We start from the raw sequence: 17,392 nt of genomic DNA, 5'->3' as shown, positions 1-17,392 counted from the left end.
GTCACTCGGCTGTCGTCCTGAACAACATCGACGCCAGTACCCGGAACACCTCCTCCGGGTCCCGCTCACCCACTGCCCCGTCCAGGTTGTGCCCCAGCAGCAGCGTCGCGAAGCCGTGGGCCAGGGACCACGCGGCGACCCCGGCGAGGCGGGCGTCGGGGCCGCGGCCCTCGGGGGGTACGGCGGAGACGGCGTGGCGCAGGGCGCCGGTGGCGAGGGCGCGGGCCGTGGTGAGTTCGAGGTCGCTGGCGCGCAACAGGTCGGGCGCGAACATCACTTGGAAGTGCGCCGGATGCTCGCGCGCGAAGCGTACGTAGCGGACGCCCGCGTCCTTCAGGTCCGCCGCCTCCCCGATCGTGCCCGCCAGCAGTCCGAACCCCTCCGCCGCGATCGCCGTCAACAGCCCCGTGCGGTCCTTGAAGTGATGCGCCGGCGCAGCGTGCGAGACACCGGCACGGCGGGCGAGATCCCGCAGGCTCAGCGCGGACGGGCCGTCGGCGGCGATGACGTCGAGCGCGGCGGTGAGGATGGCGCGGCGCAGATCGCCGTGGTGGTACGGGCGGCGGCTGCCCCCGGAGGCCTTGGCGCTCTTGTCGGTCTCGGCGCTCTCGTCCGTCTCGTCTGTCTTCGCGGGCTCGGCTGTGCTCATGGTCAGCAAGCGTACGCCGAATCTAGGCATTGACAAGTTCGGGCGGCTGAGGCAATCTTGCCAGTGTCAAGTTGTGGAACGACCGGGACGCGACGAGGAGTTACGCCATGTCGGAAAGCGTGCGTGGAGTGGAGACCACGAAAAGCCTCCCCACCGTGGAGCTGAGCCGCGTGCGCCAGCTCTGGCATCTGCTCGAACCCCTGCACGCGGTGCTGTACTACGCGCCGGAGGTCTTCGAGGAGGCCGCCGCGTTCGGATACGACACCGAGGAGCGCTGGCCGAGCTACTTCCCGCTGCGCGCCGCGCCGTTGGGCCCGGTCGGCAGTGAGCGGGTGACCTCCGCCTTCTACAGCTTCAACCCCCGCATGGTCGCCGAGCACATGGACTCGGCGTGGAGCACCGCGAGCCCGGACGCCGTACTGAAGGCGAGGCTGCGTGGCATGGACCGGGCCTACCGCGCGATATTCGGCGACCGCGTCGACAGCCCCGAGCTGGCGGAGGCCGCCGCCCTCGCCCGCCGCGCCGCCGAGGCGGCGAACACCGCCGGCCGCCCCCTCGCCGCGGCCAACGCCGAGTTGGCCTGGCCCGCGGAACCCCACCTCCAGCTGTGGCAGGCGGCGACGATCCTGCGCGAACACCGGGGCGACGGCCACCTGGCCGCCCTCCTCGTCGCCGATCTCGACCCGGTCGAGTCCCTGGTCTCCTTCGCCGCGATCGGCGCCGCCTCCGTCCAGCGTTTCGAGAGCCGGGGCTGGAGCCGGGAGGAGTGGGCGGCGGCCCGCGAACGGCTGGTCGCCCGAGGCGTCATAGACGACAGGGGTACGGCGACGCGGGCGGGCCGCGATCTGCGCCAGGAGGTCGAGCGCCGCACCGACCAACTGGCCGCCGCACCCTGGCAGTTCCTCGGCCGGACCGACACCGACCGGCTCGCCGACCTGCTGGGGGAGTTCTGGGTCGCCGTACTCGGGTCCGGGCTGCTGCCCTCGGAGTCGACGCTGGGCATCGGCAAGGTCTGAGGGGGTGCGGGTCTGACGGCCTGACGGTCTGAGAGAGCGTGAAATCCGGGGCGAAGTAAGGGGAGTAAGGAGAGGGGGTGAGGGAAGCCGGTACTTCGGCCTGTTCCACCGGTTCGATACAGGCGAGTTGCGTGCCATGCGGGCTTAGGTCCTGTATGCCCGTGACGCGTCCGCCGCTACCGTGGGGACCAGGCAATATCCGCCCCTGCAGGGGCGGGGCCGGGTGAGCTAGGGGAGGGGCGCACGTGATGCGTCTGAGGGGTGGGGCGGCAATCGCCGCCCTGGTCATATTGTCGGTCGCAGGATGCAAGACGGACACCACGGGAACGGGCGACTCCGGGCCCCAGGCGACGGCCGGTGGAGGTGCTGGCACGGGTTCCGGCGGGGGCGCGGCCCTGACCGCCGCCGAGTCCCTGACCGTGAAGGGGCGTGCGCCGAAGACCGGTTACTCCCGTGAACGGTTCGGTACCGCCTGGGCCGACACGGACTCCAACAGCTGCGACACCAGGGACGACATCCTCAAACGGGACCTGAAGCAGGTGAAGTTCACCGACGGCGACTGCAAGGTGTCGTACGGCGTCCTCGAATCCGATCCGTACTCCGGCAAGGAAGTCGTCTACAGGCGCGGCGCCAGCCTCGTCGACATCGACCACCTGGTCGCCCTCTCCGACGCCTGGCAGAAGGGCGCCAAGTACTGGGACGCCAGCAAGCGCATAGCTCTCGCCAACGACCCGCTCAACCTGCTCACCGTCGGCGCCAGCCCCAACCGCAGCAAGGGCGACGGCGACACGGCGACCTGGGTGCCGCCCAAGGCGTACCGGTGCACGTATGTCGCCGCGCAGGTCGCCGTGAAGAAGAAGTACGGGCTGTGGGTCACCTCGGCGGAGAAGGCCGCGATGGTCAAGGTCCTCTCCACCTGCTCCGGGCAGGCCCTGCCGACCGGCGGCAACCCGACGAACGCGCCGGCGAGGTTCCACGCGAACTGAGCCGACACGGCCTCGACTTGACGACCTCGACCTGCGGCTACGGCTCGCCCCGTGAACGTGCCGTAGCCGCAGGAGACTTGGTGGCTCAGCTGCCCAGCTTGTCCAGGTCCAGGATCTTGCCGGTGGGCTTCGTCGCCGGTACCGGCTTCTCGTACTCGCTGAACGTGAGCGTCCCCGGGTCCTTCGCGGAGACGCTGTCGATGCGCAGCACATACGGCTTGCCCTCGGTCGCCACGTACAGCGTGTAGCTGTCCTTGCCGTCCTTCTCGTGCAGGACGATCGCCGGAGTGCCGTCGAGGGTGGTCGCCTTCCCGCGCGTCGCGTCGGAGTTGCCGTCGGCGGCGTCGCCGAGCATCGAGTTCAGGTCGCAGAAGCTCGCGATGTCCTTGGCGTCCTCGCCCTTCGCGGACATCTTGGTCCACTTCCCGGCCATCATGTCCACGACCGCATCGGTGTCCGCCTTGGACTCGCCGTCGCTCTGGCCGCGCAGGAACGCCTCGTCGTACTTCATGTAGATGGTGTCGCCGACCTTGATCATGTCGGCCTTGCCCTTGCCCTGCAGGCTCAGCGTGCCGGCGCACTCGCCCTTCTTGTTCAGCGCCATGTCGATCACGATCGTGCCGCCGCTCTCGTCGTCGGGTATGTCGCCCTTCAGCCGTAGCGACGAGGCGCCGGTGGTGGCGGTCAGGGACCGGTCGGCGATCTCGCCACCGGTCAGCCCGGCGAACGGTCCCTTCGGCTTGCTGTCCGCCTTGTCCTCACCGGGCAGACACCCGGTGAGTCCCGCGGCGGCCACGGTGGTGAGGCAGAGAGCGGCAAGTGCGGTACGACCCATGGCAGTTCCTTGGTGGAGTGGTGAGCGGTGAGGAGGTGAGCGGCGACGAGATGAGGGGGTGCCCCGAAGCGGGGTCCGGAGAGGCGCCGGGCAGACCGACGTGCGGAGATGGGCCTGCGGCGGGATGGGCACGCGTGTGGTAGGCGGGGACGAGCGTTGACCTGACCTGACCTGATCAGAGCGTCAGGCCGTCTTCGTCCAGTCCTTGCAGCCGGTCGTCTTGAAGTAGGCGTCCTTGGTGTTGATCGTGACGACGGCCGTGCCGGTCACGTTGTCGTTCGCGAGGATCGAGTCCGGCCCGTGCTCGGCGTCCTTCGCGCGCTCCCAGTAGCACAGGTCGTCCGTGTTGCCGGTGGACCTGTAGGTGCCGGGGGCGATGTCGGTGCCGACCTTGAACATGCCGCCGTCGCCGGCCATCTTCGTGGCGGGGGAGCCCTGCGCCTTCGCATCGACGGCCTCCCAGTCCTTGCAGCCGCTGGACTTGAAGATCTTGTCGCCGGCCTTGACCGTGACGTAACTGGCGCCACTCACATGGTCGTTGGCCAGCAGCGAGTCCGTGTCGCCCGAGGCGTCCTTGGCCCGCTCCCAGTAGCACCTGCCGTCGGCGTTGCCGCTGGTGCGATACGTACCGGGTTTGATGTCCGTGCCGACCCGGAAGTCGCCGTCCCCGTCGAACGTGGCCTTCTTCTCCGCGGCGGCCTCGGTCGGATCCGGGTCCTTCTTGGTGGCGGTGCTGTGTTCCGCGGACGCCGAAGAGCCCTTGGCGCTGCTGCCGGAACCACTGCCCGGCCCACTGCCCGAACCGTCGCCCCCGCCATGGGTGTTGGCGTTCGCCGACACGACCCCGATGACGACGACCCCCACGACAGCGCTCAGCGTGAGCCTGCCCTTCATCCCCATGGCTGTCCCCTCCCCGATGCGGCGACCGCCTCCCTCGGGCAGTCGTTCGTTCGCTGGGTCAATAAGAGCAGAGGCTGTGAACCGAGTCAACACGGTTCACGTGAAGCGGTGTGTACACGGCCGTGAAGGGGTAGATCTTGTCCGCGTCGGTATGCTCGGCGTCACAGACGGGCGGCAGGCGTAACGCGGACACAGCGCAGAGGCAGCGCGGACGCGACGAGGCCGGTGTGACGAGGGGAGTGGGGCGAGTGCAGGACAACGCGACAGAGGTGACCGCCGCCGGTATCGCACGGCTCGCCGGCGTCGGCCGTGCCGCCGTCAGCAACTGGCGCCGCCGTCACGCGGACTTCCCCAAGCCGGTCGGCGGCACCGAGACCAGCCCCGCCTTCGCCCTCGCCGAGATCGAGTCCTGGCTGCGCAAGCAGGGGAAACTCGCCGAAGTCCCGCTGCGCGAACGGGTCTGGCAGCAACTCGTCGGCCACCCCGAAGGCCCGGTCACCGCCCTTGTGTACGCGGGCTGCGCCCTGCTGCTCATCCACGAACGCCCCACCGTCTGGCTGGACGTGAGTTCCGGTTCGGACGAGCGGATGGCCGCGATGCTCCCCGGCGCGCTGGAGCAGGTGATCGTGCCGCGCTTCGGTGCGGTGCGCGGCCGCGGAGTTCACAGGGGGCGAGAGGGGAGCGCAGCGGCGGCTGTGAACACGCCGAACACCCACGCCGCCCCGAACGCCCCGAACACTGTGAACACCCCGGCGGACCCGACAACACCCTCGACACCTGTGAACACCGCATCGCCTGTGAACACGGCCCCGCCCGCGAACATCGCCCCTGCCGTTCACACGCCGCCCGCCGCGAACCCCGCCCCCACCCCGAGCCCCACCCCCGCAGTCCAACCCCCCACCGGCCCCCAACTCCTCCCCTCCGCCCCCCTCCTCCGCGGCACCGCCGAACTCGCCGCCGAGCTGGGCGCACGCCAGACGTTCGAGTTCCTGCTCGGGCGCCATCTCGATGCCAACCCGCGCCAGTACACGCTCACCCCGACCGAACTCGCCCGCCTGATGGCCGAGTTGGCCGAGGTGACGGGCCCGGCCGGTACCGCGCTCGACCCGGCCTGCGGCACCGGCGCCCTGCTGCGCGCCGTCACCCCGCGCCCCGGCCAGGAGCTGTACGCCCAGGACGACGCCCCCGACCTCGCCGCGCTCACCGCGCTCCGGCTCGCCCTGCACGCGCAGGTCACCGTGCGCGGCACGGCCGGGGACACGCTGCGCGCCGACGCGTACCCGGCGCTGCGGGCCGACGTCGTCCTGTGTCATCCGCCGTTCAACGAGCGGAACTGGGGCCACGACGAACTCGCCTACGACCCCCGCTGGGAGTACGGCTTCCCCGCGCGCAACGAGTCCGAGCTGGCCTGGGTGCAGCACGCGCTGGCCCGGCTGAAGGACGGCGGCACGGCGGTGCTGCTGATGCCGCCGGCGGCGGCCTCCCGGCGTTCCGGTCGCCGGATCCGCGCCGACCTGCTGCGGCGCGGGGCGCTGAAGGCGGTCGTAGCGCTGCCGATCGGGGCGGCGCCGCCGTACAACATCCCGTTGCACCTGTGGGTGTTGCGGCGGCCGGAGCGGGCGGCCGCGCAGCCGGAGGTGCTGCTGGTGGACACCGGGCGGTTCGCCACCGAGGGACGGGGCGGGCCGGACTGGCAGGCCGTGCGGGGCGCGGCGCTCGACGCCTGGAAGGCGTTCGACCGCGCGGGACGGCTGGACGAGAAGCCGGGGCTGGCGCGTTCCGTGCCGGTCATCGAACTCCTCGACGACGACGTCGACCTGGCCCCCGCCCGCCACCTCCCGCCCGCGACCGCGGCCGACGGCGCCGACGAGCTCACGGCCGTTCGCGAGCGGCTCGGCGAGACGCTCCGGCTGACCGCCGACCTCACTCCACCACCCGTGGAGCACGCCACCGGCCCCGAGCGGCCCACGCGCTGGCCGCTCACCACGATCGGTGAACTCGCGCGCGGGGGCGCCCTGGTGATGCGTACCGGTGGAAACGGCGGCCACGCGCGTGTGCCCGTTCTCACCGACCACGACGTCCTCGCCGGAACGGCCCCTTCCGGGATCCTCCCCGAGAGTGACGAGGACGCCGTCCTCACGGAGCCGGGCGATGTCGTCGTCCCGGTGCTCGGCGGCGGTTCGATGGCGCGCGTGATCGACGACACGACCGCGGGCGCCGCCCTGGGACGCAGCCTCGTCCTGCTGCGGCCCGATCCCGGCGCGCTGGACCCGTGGTTCCTCGCCGGCTTCCTGCGCGGCACCGCCAACAACCGCCAGGCCAGCAGCTACGCGTCCACGGCGACCCGACTCGACGTCCGCAGGCTCCAGTTGCCGCGCCTCCCCCTGGACGAACAGCGGCGCTACGGAGCCCGGTTTCGCGCCCTGGAGGACTTCGAGCGGGCGCTGCGGCAGGCGGGCCGGCTCGGCGAGCAGCTCGTGCGCGGCATGTACGACGGCCTGACGGACGGCACGGTCACACCTGAGTAGGAGCCAAGTAGGAGTTCGCACTCGCCTGAGTAGGAGTGTGTACAGGCCTGAGCAGGAGTGCGCACCCGTCGGCACCTGCGACGCAGTACGGGCGCGGTCGCTGTGTGATCGGCACGACAACGGTTCGGTACAACCCGGGACCGCTTGTCGGTGTCGGCCTATACGCTCGAAGCGACAATCGGACGACCGGTGTTGCCCGTATCCCGGAGCACACCGGCCGCGAACCCGTACGCCCTCTGAAGGCACCAGGAGCAGCCATGCAAGGCCACGGCTACCCGCAGCCGGCGAAGCCACCGCCGCCCACCGGGGCGCTGGTCCTCGTGCGCGTGCTGTTCGTGGGGATCTCGGTGTTCTGCATCGGGTTCCTGGCCTGGACGATGCTGCTGCGGCTGGCCATCGTGACCCGCAAGTCCCTGGACTGGGGCCTGTTCGTGGCCGCGCTGGCGGCGGACGTCCTCAGCATCGTGCTGCTCGGCTCCGAGCCCGGAGAGGACGTCCACACCGCCGGCGGCTATCTGGGCATCACCCTGCTCCTGGGCACCCTGGTGGCGTCGATCGCGTACTACCTGGCGGCGGACATACGCCACTTCCAGCAGCTCCGTGACGGCGCCTACGCCGGGCAGCCGTCCCCGGCGTACGGCTATCCACAACCCTCGCAGCCGGCCCAGCCCTCGTCGCCGTACACCGCGACGACCGCGCCGCAGCACACCCCGCCGCCGATGCCCCACACGCCCGTGCCGCAGCAGCACACCCCGCCGCCCGTGCCGCACACGCCCGTGCCGCAGCCACCGATGTCCACCCCGCCTCCGGGGCAGCGCCCCGCGCCCGCCCGTATCGACCAAGTGCGGGCCGAACTGGACGAGTTGAGTGACTATCTGCGCAAGCACGACGAGGGCGGAAGGTGACCGTGGCGGCAGGACGGGTCGTCGCGGACCGCTATGAACTGTCCACGCTGATCGGGCAGGGCGGCATGGGCCAGGTCTGGACGGCGTACGACCGGCGGCTGGACCGGCGCGTGGCGGTGAAGCTGCTGCGCCCCGACAAGGTGGCGGGCCAGGAGGCCGACGAACTGCGCCGCCGCTTCGTGCGCGAGTGCCGGGTGACCGCGCAGGTCGACCACCCCGGGCTCGTCACGGTGCACGACGCGGGCAGCGAGGGCGAGGAGCTGTTCCTCGTCATGCAGTACATCGACGGCGCCGACCTCTCCGACCACCTCGCCGAGCACGACCCGTACCCCTGGCAGTGGGCCGTCTCGGTCGCGGCCCAACTGTGCGCCGTGCTGAGCGCGGTGCACGCCGTGCCGATCGTCCACCGCGACCTGAAGCCGCGCAACGTGATGGTGAAGCAGGACGGCACGGTCACCGTCCTCGACCTGGGCGTCGCCTCCGTCATGGACGCCGACACCACCCGCCTCACGCACACCGGCACCCCCATCGGCTCGCCCGCCTACATGGCGCCCGAGCAGGCGATGGGCGGCGCGGTCGGCCCGTACACCGACCTGTACGCGCTCGGCGTGGTCCTGCACGAACTCCTCAGCGGCGACGTCCCGTTCGCGGGCTCCACAGCCCTCGGCGTGCTGCACCGGCATCTGTACGAGCCGCCGGTGCCCGTCCGCCACATCCGCCCCGAGGTCCCCGAGCCGCTCGAAGCGCTCGTCCTGCACCTGCTCGCCAAGGACCCGCAGCACCGCCCCGGCTCCGCGCAGGAGGTCTACGAGCGCCTCGCGCTGCTGCTGCCCGCGCGCGGGATGCCCAGCGGGGCGCCGCTCGACCCGACGCGCCCGTTCCTGCGCCCGCACGCCCCCTGGCCGGACCGCGCCCGCACGCCCGCGCCGCAGCCCGCCCCGCTCGCGCCGCCCGCCGCCGAGAAACGCGATGTCGCCGCCGCCGTCGACGAGGTCAAGCGGCTGCTCGGTGAGGGCCGTATCACCCAGGCTGTCGACATCCTCGGCGCGATCCTGCCCACGGCCGCCGAGCAGCACGGCGTGCACTCCCCGGTCGTCCGCACCTTGCGCAAGCAGTACGCGGCCACGCTCATGGACGACGGCCAGTACCGGCGCGCGCTGCCCGAACTGCGCCGCCTCGCCGACGAACGCGCCGCCGAGGTCGGCCCGTCCGACCCGCAGTCCCTGCGCTACCGCTACGAGGCCGCCCAGTGCCTGGAGTCGCTCGGCGACCCGGCCGCGGCCCTCGCGGAGTACCGCGCGCTGCTGCCGTACTACGAGAACCAGTACATGGCCGGCGACCCCGAACTCGCCCACGAGGTCCGCCGCCGCATGGGCCACCTGCTGCTCGCCCTCGGCGACCGGGGCGCGGCCCACGAGACCCTCGCCCGCCTCCTGGTCGACGTCGAACGCCGCCACGGCCCCGGCCACCCGCTCGCGGCGGACATCCGGCGGACGCTGCAGTGGCTGGGGCAGGTGCGCGGCTAGCGCCGTCAGCCGCTAGATTTTGCCGAGCACATTCAAGCCACACGCAACACCAGTCACGTACCAACCAGGGGTGGGGTCGTTCATGTCCGAGCACCGGCAGTCGAAGAAGCGCAGATACATAGCCTGGGGCGTCGCCGGAGCCGCTGTGGTCGCGGGAGGCGGTATCGCCGCGCAGACCTCGATGGCCGCCACCACCTGGCCCGCCCAGAAGACCTACACCGGCCGCGCCTTCGACACCTGCGCCGCGCCCTCCCTCGCCGCGATGAAGGCCTGGCACACCGACGGCGCCTACGGTGCCGCCGCCGTCTACATCGGCGGCAAGAACCGCGGCTGCAGCCAGCCCAACCTCACCGCGTCCTGGGTCAAGTCCCTCACCACGGTCGGCTGGAAGTTCATCCCGCTCTACGTCGGCTCGCAGCCGTCCTGCGGTTCCGGCGGCTCGGTGAAGATCAGCGCCTCCACGGCCGCGGCCGTCGGCAAGTCCGAGGCGGACGACGCGGTCGCCAAGTCCGCCGCGCTCGGCTTCAAGGCCGGCAGCCCCGTCTACCTGGACATGGAGTCGTACGACATCACCAACACGGCCTGCAACAACGCCGTGCTGACGTACGTCCGCGCCTTCGACAAGGAACTGCACGCCAAGATCTACCGCAGCGGCCTCTACGGCTTCTCCAGCTCCAGCGCCAAGGCGATCGCGACCGCGACCGACAAGACGGACCTGCCGGGCAACCTCTGGTACGCGCTGTGGGACAAGACGTACACCACTACCTCGGACTGGCCCTGGGGCTCCACCCAGTTCACCAACCACAGCCGCGCCCACCAGTACATGGTCAACAGCAAGGAGACCCGCGGCGGTTACACGATCACCGTGGACCGCGACACATGGGACGCGCCGGTCGCCATCACCGGCTGAGCGCGGGGAAGCCCGAAGAGGCCGACTACGGAGAGCCCGCGGAGCCCGCGCGTGCGTGCCGGTGCCCGAAGTCCTGGTGAATCGTTGGTCGAATGGGTTGGCCCCAGGCGACCCACTGCCTAACATCGATCACCGCAAGACTTTGTGCACCGTCGCACAATCTCCTCGGGAGGCTCCCTTGCACCGCCGCCGTCGCACCGCGCTCGTCCTCACCGCCGTGATCGCCGCCGCGGCCCCCGCCCTGACCGCCTGCGGAAACGAAACGCATCCAGGCGCCGCGGCCGTCGTGGGCGGCCAGCGCATCACCGTCGCGCAGCTGCAGAGCAGGGTCAACGAGGTGCGCACGGCCCAGCGGTCGGCCGTCCAGAACCAGGCACAGTACGAGCGCGCCATCGCCACCACCGGCGGCCTCACCCGCGAGACGCTCTACGGCATGGTCTTCGACCAGGTAGTCCACCGCGCCGCCCAGGACGCCGGAGTCACCGTCACCCGCAAGGACATCCAGGACATGCGGGCCGCCCTCGCCCAGCAGGCGGGCGGCGCCAAGGCCCTGGAGGCGACCTGGCTCGCCCAGTACGGCGTCCCCCCGCAACGCCTCGACGAGAACCTGCGCCTCCAGGTGGAGGGCCGCAAACTCGCCGCGAAACTCGGCACCGACACCACCCAGCCCGCCTTCTGGAAGGCCCTCTCCACCGCCTCCAAGGAACTCCACGTCGACCTCAACCCGCGCTACGGCACGTGGGACGTGGCCAAGAGCAGCAGGGTGGACGCGAAGACGCCGTGGGTGCGGGAAGTCACCGCGGCGGGGACTCAGCAATCGGCGTAACGGTACGGCGGCTCGGCAGGCCGACGGGCAGGCAGGCCGGGGGTCGGCAGGCCGGCACCTCGGCAGGCCCGGGGGTCGGCGGCCGGCGGGTCGGAGCAGGCAGGTCGGAAGCCAGCGGGTCCGAGGCCGGCGGATCGGGTGTCGGCGGGTCGGAGTTCGGCCTGTGGACAACAGGGGTGCGCGCCGGCCTGGGGAAAACGGCGGCGCCCGTCGGCCTGTGGATAACTCCGGGGCTGTCGGCGGCGTGGGTTACGTTCGGTGGGTGAACGCAACCAGCCCCGCCTCCGAGGGCAGCCCCGCTCCCACCTCCGGCCGCGTCGTCCTGCTCACCACCAGCCACCGCGTCGCCCCCGGCCTGCTGTCCTGGCCCGCCTGGCAGGCGCTGCGCGACGCCGACCGGGTGCTGTGCGCGGACGGCGCGCATCCGCAGCTGCCGTATCTCCGCGAAGCAGGGATACGGGTGGACGAGGCGTCCCCGACCGCCGAGGAACTGGTCGCGGCCTGCGCGGACGGCTCCACGGCGGTGGTCGTGGCCACGGGAGAAGGCGAACCGGCCCTGACCGACGGCCTGGCCCGCCTGGCCGGCTCGGGCCGGGTCCAGATGCCGGACCTGGAACTGCTCCCCGCCTCCTACGACCTGCCCGGCGCCCGCCTCCTCGACCTCGTCCAGGTCATGGACCGCATCCGCGCCGAGTGCCCGTGGTCCTCCCAGCAGACCCACAAGGGCCTGGCCAAGTACGGCATCGAGGAGGCGTACGAACTCGTCGAGGCGATCGAGGAGGGCGACCGCGACGAACTGCGCGAGGAGCTCGGCGACGTCCTCCTCCAGGTCGTCTTCCACGCCCGCATCGCCGAGGAGGACCCCGACACCCCCTTCTCCATCGACGACGTGGCCGCCGGCATCATCACCAAGCTGATCCACCGTCACCCCCATGTCTTCGGCGACGAGACGGCGTCAACTCCCGAGGAGGTCAAGGCGCATTGGCTCCGCACCAAGGCCGAGGAGAAGCGCCGCACCTCCATCACCGAGGGCATCCCCATGGGCCAGCCCGGCCTCGCCCTCGCATCGAAGCTGGCATCACGCGTGCGGACGGCGGGACTTGAGGTGCCGTTGCCTACGGGGGACGACGGCATCGGGTACGAGCTGCTGGCGCTGGCCGTGCGGGCGGAGGCGGCCGGGGTGGATCCGGAGGCTGCCTTGCGGGCGGCGGGGCGGGCTTACCGGGATGCGATCCGGGTGAAGGAGGGGGAGAGCGGCAGCGGGGCCGGTAGTGAGAGTTGACTCGGTCCGCTACAGCACCCCGTGTTCGGAGCGAGGGCCGCTCTGGTGATCCGCACCGCTCAGTCGACGGTGAACTTCACAGGGAGGTTCCGGAGCCCTCGCATGATCAGGCCGCCTCGCCAGCGCAAGTCCCCTGGATCGACGGCCAGTTGGAGATCGGGTAGACGGCTCAGCAAGGTGGCAAGCGCGGTGCGGGCTTCGAGACGGGCGAGCGGGGCGCCGATGCAGTAGTGGATGCCGTGTCCGTAGCCGAGGTGCTGGTTGTCCCTGCGGGAGAGGTCGAGTGCGTCCGGTTCATCGAAACGGGCGGGATCACGGTCGGCAGCGGCGAGGACCACGAGCACGGGATCACCGGAGGCGATGGGTTGTCCGCCGATTTCGAGAGGCTCGGTTGCGTAGCGCCAGGTGGCCAGTTCGACCGGGCCGTCGTAGCGGAGCAGTTCTTCGATGGCGCTGTCGAGCAGCTCATGTTCGCCACGTTCGATCGACTTCTGTAGTTGCGCCCGCTGCTTTGGGTTGCGCAGCAGCGCGTACGTACCGTTGCCGATCAAGTTGATGACGGTCTCAAAACCGGCGAAGAGGAGTACGAAGCACATGGCCGCGGCTTCGTTCTCGGTGAGGTGCTCGCCGTGGTCGGAGGCGCGAATGAGCCCAGAGATGAGATCTTCGCCGGGGTCGGGGATGTCCGGGAGTGCCTCCCGCTTGCGGTGGATCAGTTCGGCGAGATACGCGCGCATCTTCTTCACGGACCGTGCGACCCCACCCCTCGGGCCGCCCTGGTGCCGGATCATCATTCCTGCCCAGTCTCGGAAGTCGTCCTGATCCTCGCGGGGGACGCCGAGCAGGTCGCAGATGGCGTAGATGGGGAGGGGGAACGCGAACTCGTGGATGAGGTCGGCGCTTCCGGTACGCGCGAACTGGTCGATGAGCTGGTCGGTCAACTCTTGGACTCTGGGCGCGAATTCCGCCACTCGACGGGGCGTGAACGCCTTGGAGACGAGCCGACGGAGTCGTGTGTGGTCCGGCGGGTCGATGTTGAGCAGATGCGTCATGAGGTTGGCGCTGCGTTCGCCGGGGATGCCTGTCCTGCTCTTGCCGTGGGCGTCTTCCGAGTGGTGTACGGGATTCTTGGAGAGGCGCTGGTCGGCGAGCGCCGACCTGGCGTCCGGGTATCGGGTGACCAGCCAGGCCTCCACTCCGCTGGGGAGCGTGGCGCGGTGCACGGGCGAATGGTCGCGGAGCCATGAGTAGGCGGGATAGGGGTCGGTGGCGAACTCCCAGGTGAAGAGTTCGGGTTCGATATGCGGGGCGTTCACGGGGAGACGGTACCGGGAGCCGCGTTGCGCGGGCGAGATCGCCGGATTGTGGAATTCACCTTCAACTGCACAGAGTGACAAGTAATGTTCCTCAAAACGGCACCGGCTCCAGAGCGCTTGCAGCAGCGCAAAGGAGCCGGAACCTTCCCAGCGGTGCGCTAACACCCCGGGGACGGAACAGTCTCGGAGGACTGAACATGCCCATTGTGGCACGCCCATGCCTTGCCGCCCCGGCGTCCGTTGTGGTCGCCAAGTACGCGCGCGTCTCCACTCTCGACCAACTCGACGGCTTCGGGCTCGAAGACCAGGACAGGGTCTCGGACGCGTGGCTCGCCCGGCATCCTGAGGTCGCGGTCCACGGCTCCTACGTGGACGAAGCCGTGTCCGGGGCCTTGGAACGTCGCCCTGAGATGGACCGCCTCGTAGCCGACGCACACCAACAGTGCTTCAACCGCATCCTCGTTCCCAAGGTCGACCGCATCGGGCGCACGGCCCGAGCCGCCTACCTGTGGGCCTGGAACATGGCCGACCCCGGCATCCACTTCATCTCGGTCACCGAAGGCATCGACACCAGCACCGAAGAGGGCTGGCAGCGGTTCATGCGGTACGTCACCTTCTCCGAGATGGAGTGGCGACGTATCAAGGAACGCACCGTCGCCGGCCGAGAGTTGAAGATCAGCTACGGCGGGTGGCCCGGTGGCCCGGCTCCCTACGGCTACCGGATCGAGAAGGACGACAAGGAAGTCGGCGGACGCCGTAAACGCTTCTCTGTCCTGGTCACCGACGCCCACGAATCCATGGTCCTCGCCGTCGCCGCGGAACTGGTCGTCGACCAAGACATGACCCTCACCGAGGCTTGCGAGAAACTCAACAGTCGCAAGCTCTTCGCCCGCAGCAGGGTCCCCTGGAGCGTGGCCAACCTCCGCAACCGCCTCTACGGCGAAACCATTCACAACGGCTACGTGGTGTACCGAAAGACCGATCGCGGTAACGGAAAGAACCACACCCGCCGTGGCGTGGACGGCGCCCCCGTCCACGGTGACCAAGTCAAAATCGGTGTTCCGCCGATCTTCTCCGAGGAACGGGCCGCACAGCTCATGGCCGCTCTGCAGAAGCTCGGCTTCCAGAACGGTCGGCGGGGCAATGGCGTTTACCCCTTCACCGGACGGATCCACGGCAAGTGCGGAGAGGTGTACACGGGAGCCAGAAGGGCCACCGGCCGGTCGTACCGCTGCAAGGGGGGTCTCAAGGACCCCTCGTGCCGAGAGCCCGACTTCGAGGCCGACGACATCGAAGACGCCGTCTGGAAGGAACTGGCCAGGCTCCTCGAAGAGGAAGGCTGTTCACGGGACCTGACTGCCGAACGAGTGGGCAACCTCCCTGGGGACAAGGAGAAGTACGAGAAGCGTGTCGCCGAGTTCATGACCAGGATCGCCGGCCAGGAGCACCTGATCGAGGTGCGCATTCCCGAGTACGTACGCGCAGGCATCGACGCAACGGTACTCAAGGCCTCCGTCACGGCACTTGAGGCCGAACTGGCGGAATTCCGGGAGCAGTGCAGGTTCGCCCAGCAGTGGCTGGAGTCGTACGCCGAGGATGAGAGACGGGTGGGGAACCTCGTCGACCTCGCGGCCAACGCCGAGGAACGGCTGAGGAGTCTGACGCTGGAAGAGCGCAAGGAGGTCGTCGACAGGTTCGACGTCAGAGTCGTTCTCGGCGATGCGGCCGTCCTCGGCAAGCCGGGCGTGAGGTGTGCTGTCAGTGAGTGGCACTGGACGACCGGTGCGAAGGTGCCGCCGAACCCTGACGACGAGCAGTGGGAGAAGGTGCTGGATGTACTTCGGCCGTTCTTCACGAAGCGTCACTTCACCAGCAAGTACGACATCCGTCTCCAGTGCGAGGGAATGCTCCACCGGCTTCGACACGGCCTCACTTGGGGCGACATGCCCCCTACCTGGGGGCCTGTCGACCCGATTCGTGTGCGGCAGCTCTCCTGGTGGCAAAAGGGTGCCTGGCCGGAGGTCATGAGGAGCTTGGACGGCGACGCCACGGGAGTGGACGCCTACAGGCGTCCATCCCTGCCGCCGCTCGCGGTAACCGCTCAGTTCAGGGCCGGGTTGCGGTGGACCCATCGCTGACCTTCTCTGACTTCGGACTTGCGGGCCACCTCACCCCCTAAACCCGAAAGTGACAGTTCTTCAACTCTGTGATCTTCACGTGATCTCCGTGGCATTAACTTGTGACAAGTGATCGACTGTGGATACGTTCAGCTACCAGCGCGGCGACCCGCACCACCCCCCACCCCTTCCGCCGCGCGGTCCCCCGCTGTCACGCGAAAGGCTTCCGCATGCTCTCCGGGAACGGTCGTCACCGTCGCCCCCGTCAGGCTCCGGCTCTCCTCGTCGCGGCCGGGGTGACCGGCTCCGCCATCGCCATCCCCCTCCTCGGGGCCGCCTCCGCGAACGCCGCCGACGGCACCACCTGGGACAAGGTGGCCAACTGCGAGAGCGGCGGCTCCTGGAGCATGAACGACGGCAACGGCTACTACGGCGGCCTGCAGATGACCCAGGACGAATGGGAGAAGTACGGCGGCCTCGCCTACGCCCCGAGCGCCGACCTGGCCAGCCGCTCCCAGCAGATAGCCGTCGCCGAGAAGGTCCTCGACGACAAGGGCACCTCCGCGTGGACCACCTGCGCGCTGCTCTCCGGTCTCACCACGACCTCGGGTTCGACGGACGTCGACACCGGCCTCGCGAGTGACTCCCCGTCGGCCGGCCCGACCGACTCCTCCGGTTCCGATTCCGCGGACTCGTCCGACTCGTCTGCTTCCTCCGGGTTGTCCGACTCCGGCGCCACGGACTCGACTTCGTCCGACGCGTCCGGCGACTCCGGCAGTGACTCCTCGGCCAGCCCCTCGCCCACCGCGACGGACAACTCCGCCAAGTCCGACAAGTCCACCACCCCTTCGGCCGGCAACGACTCGGTCGCCGCCTCCCCGAAAATCGACGAATCGGACAACTCGGCCCAGGCGGTGGGCAAGTGGAGCCTCGTCGACACGGGCGCGCTCGGCGATTCCGACGAGCAGGGCGAGCAGCAGACCAGTCAGCAGAGCGTCGGCAAGCATCGCGGGGCCAGTGCCGAGGAAAGCGTGTCGCCGCAGACCTACACCGTCCGCGCCGGCGACTCCCTCGCGTCCATCGCCGACTCCCTTGGCTACGACGGCGGATGGCGTGCGCTCTACGCCGAGAACAAAAAGGTGATAGGCGCCGATCCGACCCAGATCGCCGCCGGTCAGACCTTGGACGTCGGTACGGAAGCGGACGAAAAGTAGCAAGCGAACGGCGGGAGTTCACGTCACGCTTCGAGCTGAATGTCCGGTTTGATCAAAGTGTGGGATGAGTCTCAGAAGCCCTGATCGTCTTTGAAATTCCGCCGATTCCCTGTCTACGGTCGAGGCCGCTCGTCACCACGAGCCCCGGTTGCCGCACACGCCGAGTCCTGCCAGCGGCCTCCGGGAACAGTCGTCGCGTCAAGCGCCGTAGGCAGGAGCGGGGGACCCAGGTAAGCGCCGGGCCCGGGAGTCGAGAGACGACCGGAACCGGCTTGGGGTTAAGTCGCGCCTCGTACGAGACGTACGAGTCGCGGCCGGGCAACTCACACGGCCCGAACCCGACAGCTCACCTCGCAGGCGTCGGTGAGGGGATTGGGATTTT

The 17,392-nt window shown here is 69.9% G+C and carries 14 protein-coding genes and 1 riboswitch; of the genes, 10 read left to right on the top strand and 4 right to left on the bottom strand.

What is annotated here, in order from left to right:
* Position 1: 1 nt before the first annotated feature.
* Positions 2-649: a TetR/AcrR family transcriptional regulator gene (locus tag ACGFY9_RS04825; protein ID WP_393751991.1), complete on the bottom strand. Its 648-nt coding sequence runs from the start codon at positions 647-649 to the stop codon at positions 2-4.
* Positions 650-756: 107 nt separating this feature from the next.
* Here ACGFY9_RS04825 and ACGFY9_RS04820 point away from each other — a divergent pair, with 107 nt between their 5' ends.
* Both ACGFY9_RS04820 and ACGFY9_RS04815 read left to right on the top strand, forming a co-directional pair.
* On the top strand, positions 757-1,665 hold the full coding sequence (locus ACGFY9_RS04820) for a hypothetical protein (protein WP_393751989.1): 909 nt from the start codon (positions 757-759) through the stop codon (positions 1,663-1,665).
* 248 nt (positions 1,666-1,913) lie between these two features.
* Complete coding sequence (locus ACGFY9_RS04815) at positions 1,914-2,651, top strand: HNH endonuclease family protein (protein ID WP_393752838.1); 738 nt, start codon at positions 1,914-1,916, stop codon at positions 2,649-2,651.
* Between the two features lie 85 nt (positions 2,652-2,736).
* On the opposite strand, the gene ACGFY9_RS04810 is transcribed toward ACGFY9_RS04815, so the two are convergent.
* The gene (locus tag ACGFY9_RS04810) at positions 2,737-3,486 is read right to left on the bottom strand and encodes a hypothetical protein (protein ID WP_393751987.1); all 750 of its coding nucleotides are present in this window, start codon (positions 3,484-3,486) and stop codon (positions 2,737-2,739) included.
* A gap of 183 nt (positions 3,487-3,669) precedes the next feature.
* Positions 3,670-4,386 carry a hypothetical protein gene (locus ACGFY9_RS04805; RefSeq protein ID WP_393751985.1) on the bottom strand — a complete coding sequence of 239 codons (717 nt, stop codon included), beginning with the start codon at positions 4,384-4,386 and terminating at the stop codon, positions 3,670-3,672.
* 248 nt (positions 4,387-4,634) lie between these two features.
* On the opposite strand from ACGFY9_RS04805, the gene ACGFY9_RS04800 reads away from it, so the two are divergent.
* The 6 genes from ACGFY9_RS04800 to ACGFY9_RS04775 all read left to right on the top strand — a co-directional run bounded on the left by ACGFY9_RS04800 (position 4,635) and on the right by ACGFY9_RS04775 (position 12,363).
* Complete coding sequence (locus ACGFY9_RS04800; protein ID WP_393751983.1) at positions 4,635-6,914, top strand: N-6 DNA methylase; 2,280 nt, start codon at positions 4,635-4,637, stop codon at positions 6,912-6,914.
* A 257-nt stretch (positions 6,915-7,171) separates the two neighbouring features.
* Positions 7,172-7,819 (top strand): hypothetical protein, encoded by a 648-nt coding sequence (locus ACGFY9_RS04795; RefSeq protein WP_393751981.1) that lies wholly within the window; start codon positions 7,172-7,174, stop codon positions 7,817-7,819.
* A 38-nt stretch (positions 7,820-7,857) separates the two neighbouring features.
* On the top strand, positions 7,858-9,345 hold the full coding sequence (locus ACGFY9_RS04790) for a protein kinase (RefSeq protein ID WP_393752837.1): 1,488 nt from the start codon (positions 7,858-7,860) through the stop codon (positions 9,343-9,345).
* Positions 9,346-9,427: 82 nt separating this feature from the next.
* Positions 9,428-10,255 (top strand): glycoside hydrolase domain-containing protein, encoded by an 828-nt coding sequence (locus ACGFY9_RS04785; RefSeq protein WP_393751979.1) that lies wholly within the window; start codon positions 9,428-9,430, stop codon positions 10,253-10,255.
* Between the two features lie 178 nt (positions 10,256-10,433).
* On the top strand, positions 10,434-11,081 hold the full coding sequence (locus ACGFY9_RS04780; RefSeq protein WP_393751978.1) for a SurA N-terminal domain-containing protein: 648 nt from the start codon (positions 10,434-10,436) through the stop codon (positions 11,079-11,081).
* A 262-nt stretch (positions 11,082-11,343) separates the two neighbouring features.
* Entirely contained in the window at positions 11,344-12,363 is a 1,020-nt protein-coding gene (locus tag ACGFY9_RS04775; RefSeq protein ID WP_393751976.1) for a nucleoside triphosphate pyrophosphohydrolase, read from the top strand.
* A gap of 59 nt (positions 12,364-12,422) precedes the next feature.
* Here ACGFY9_RS04775 and ACGFY9_RS04770 read toward each other — a convergent pair whose 3' ends face one another.
* Positions 12,423-13,679 carry a cytochrome P450 gene (locus ACGFY9_RS04770; RefSeq protein WP_393751974.1) on the bottom strand — a complete coding sequence of 419 codons (1,257 nt, stop codon included), beginning with the start codon at positions 13,677-13,679 and terminating at the stop codon, positions 12,423-12,425.
* A 197-nt stretch (positions 13,680-13,876) separates the two neighbouring features.
* On the opposite strand from ACGFY9_RS04770, the gene ACGFY9_RS04765 reads away from it, so the two are divergent.
* The gene (locus tag ACGFY9_RS04765) at positions 13,877-15,817 is read left to right on the top strand and encodes a recombinase family protein (protein ID WP_393751972.1); all 1,941 of its coding nucleotides are present in this window, start codon (positions 13,877-13,879) and stop codon (positions 15,815-15,817) included.
* Positions 15,818-16,026: 209 nt separating this feature from the next.
* Positions 16,027-17,010, top strand: a complete 984-nt coding sequence (locus ACGFY9_RS04760; protein WP_393751970.1) for a transglycosylase family protein — start codon at positions 16,027-16,029, stop codon at positions 17,008-17,010.
* 193 nt (positions 17,011-17,203) lie between these two features.
* Positions 17,204-17,385: riboswitch (cyclic di-AMP (ydaO/yuaA leader) on the top strand.
* Positions 17,386-17,392 lie beyond the last annotated feature (7 nt).

Source organism: Streptomyces sp. NPDC048504, assembly GCF_043200035.1.
Classification (GTDB): domain Bacteria; phylum Actinomycetota; class Actinomycetes; order Streptomycetales; family Streptomycetaceae; genus Streptomyces.
This window is presented reverse-complemented; position numbering and strand designations above follow the sequence as displayed.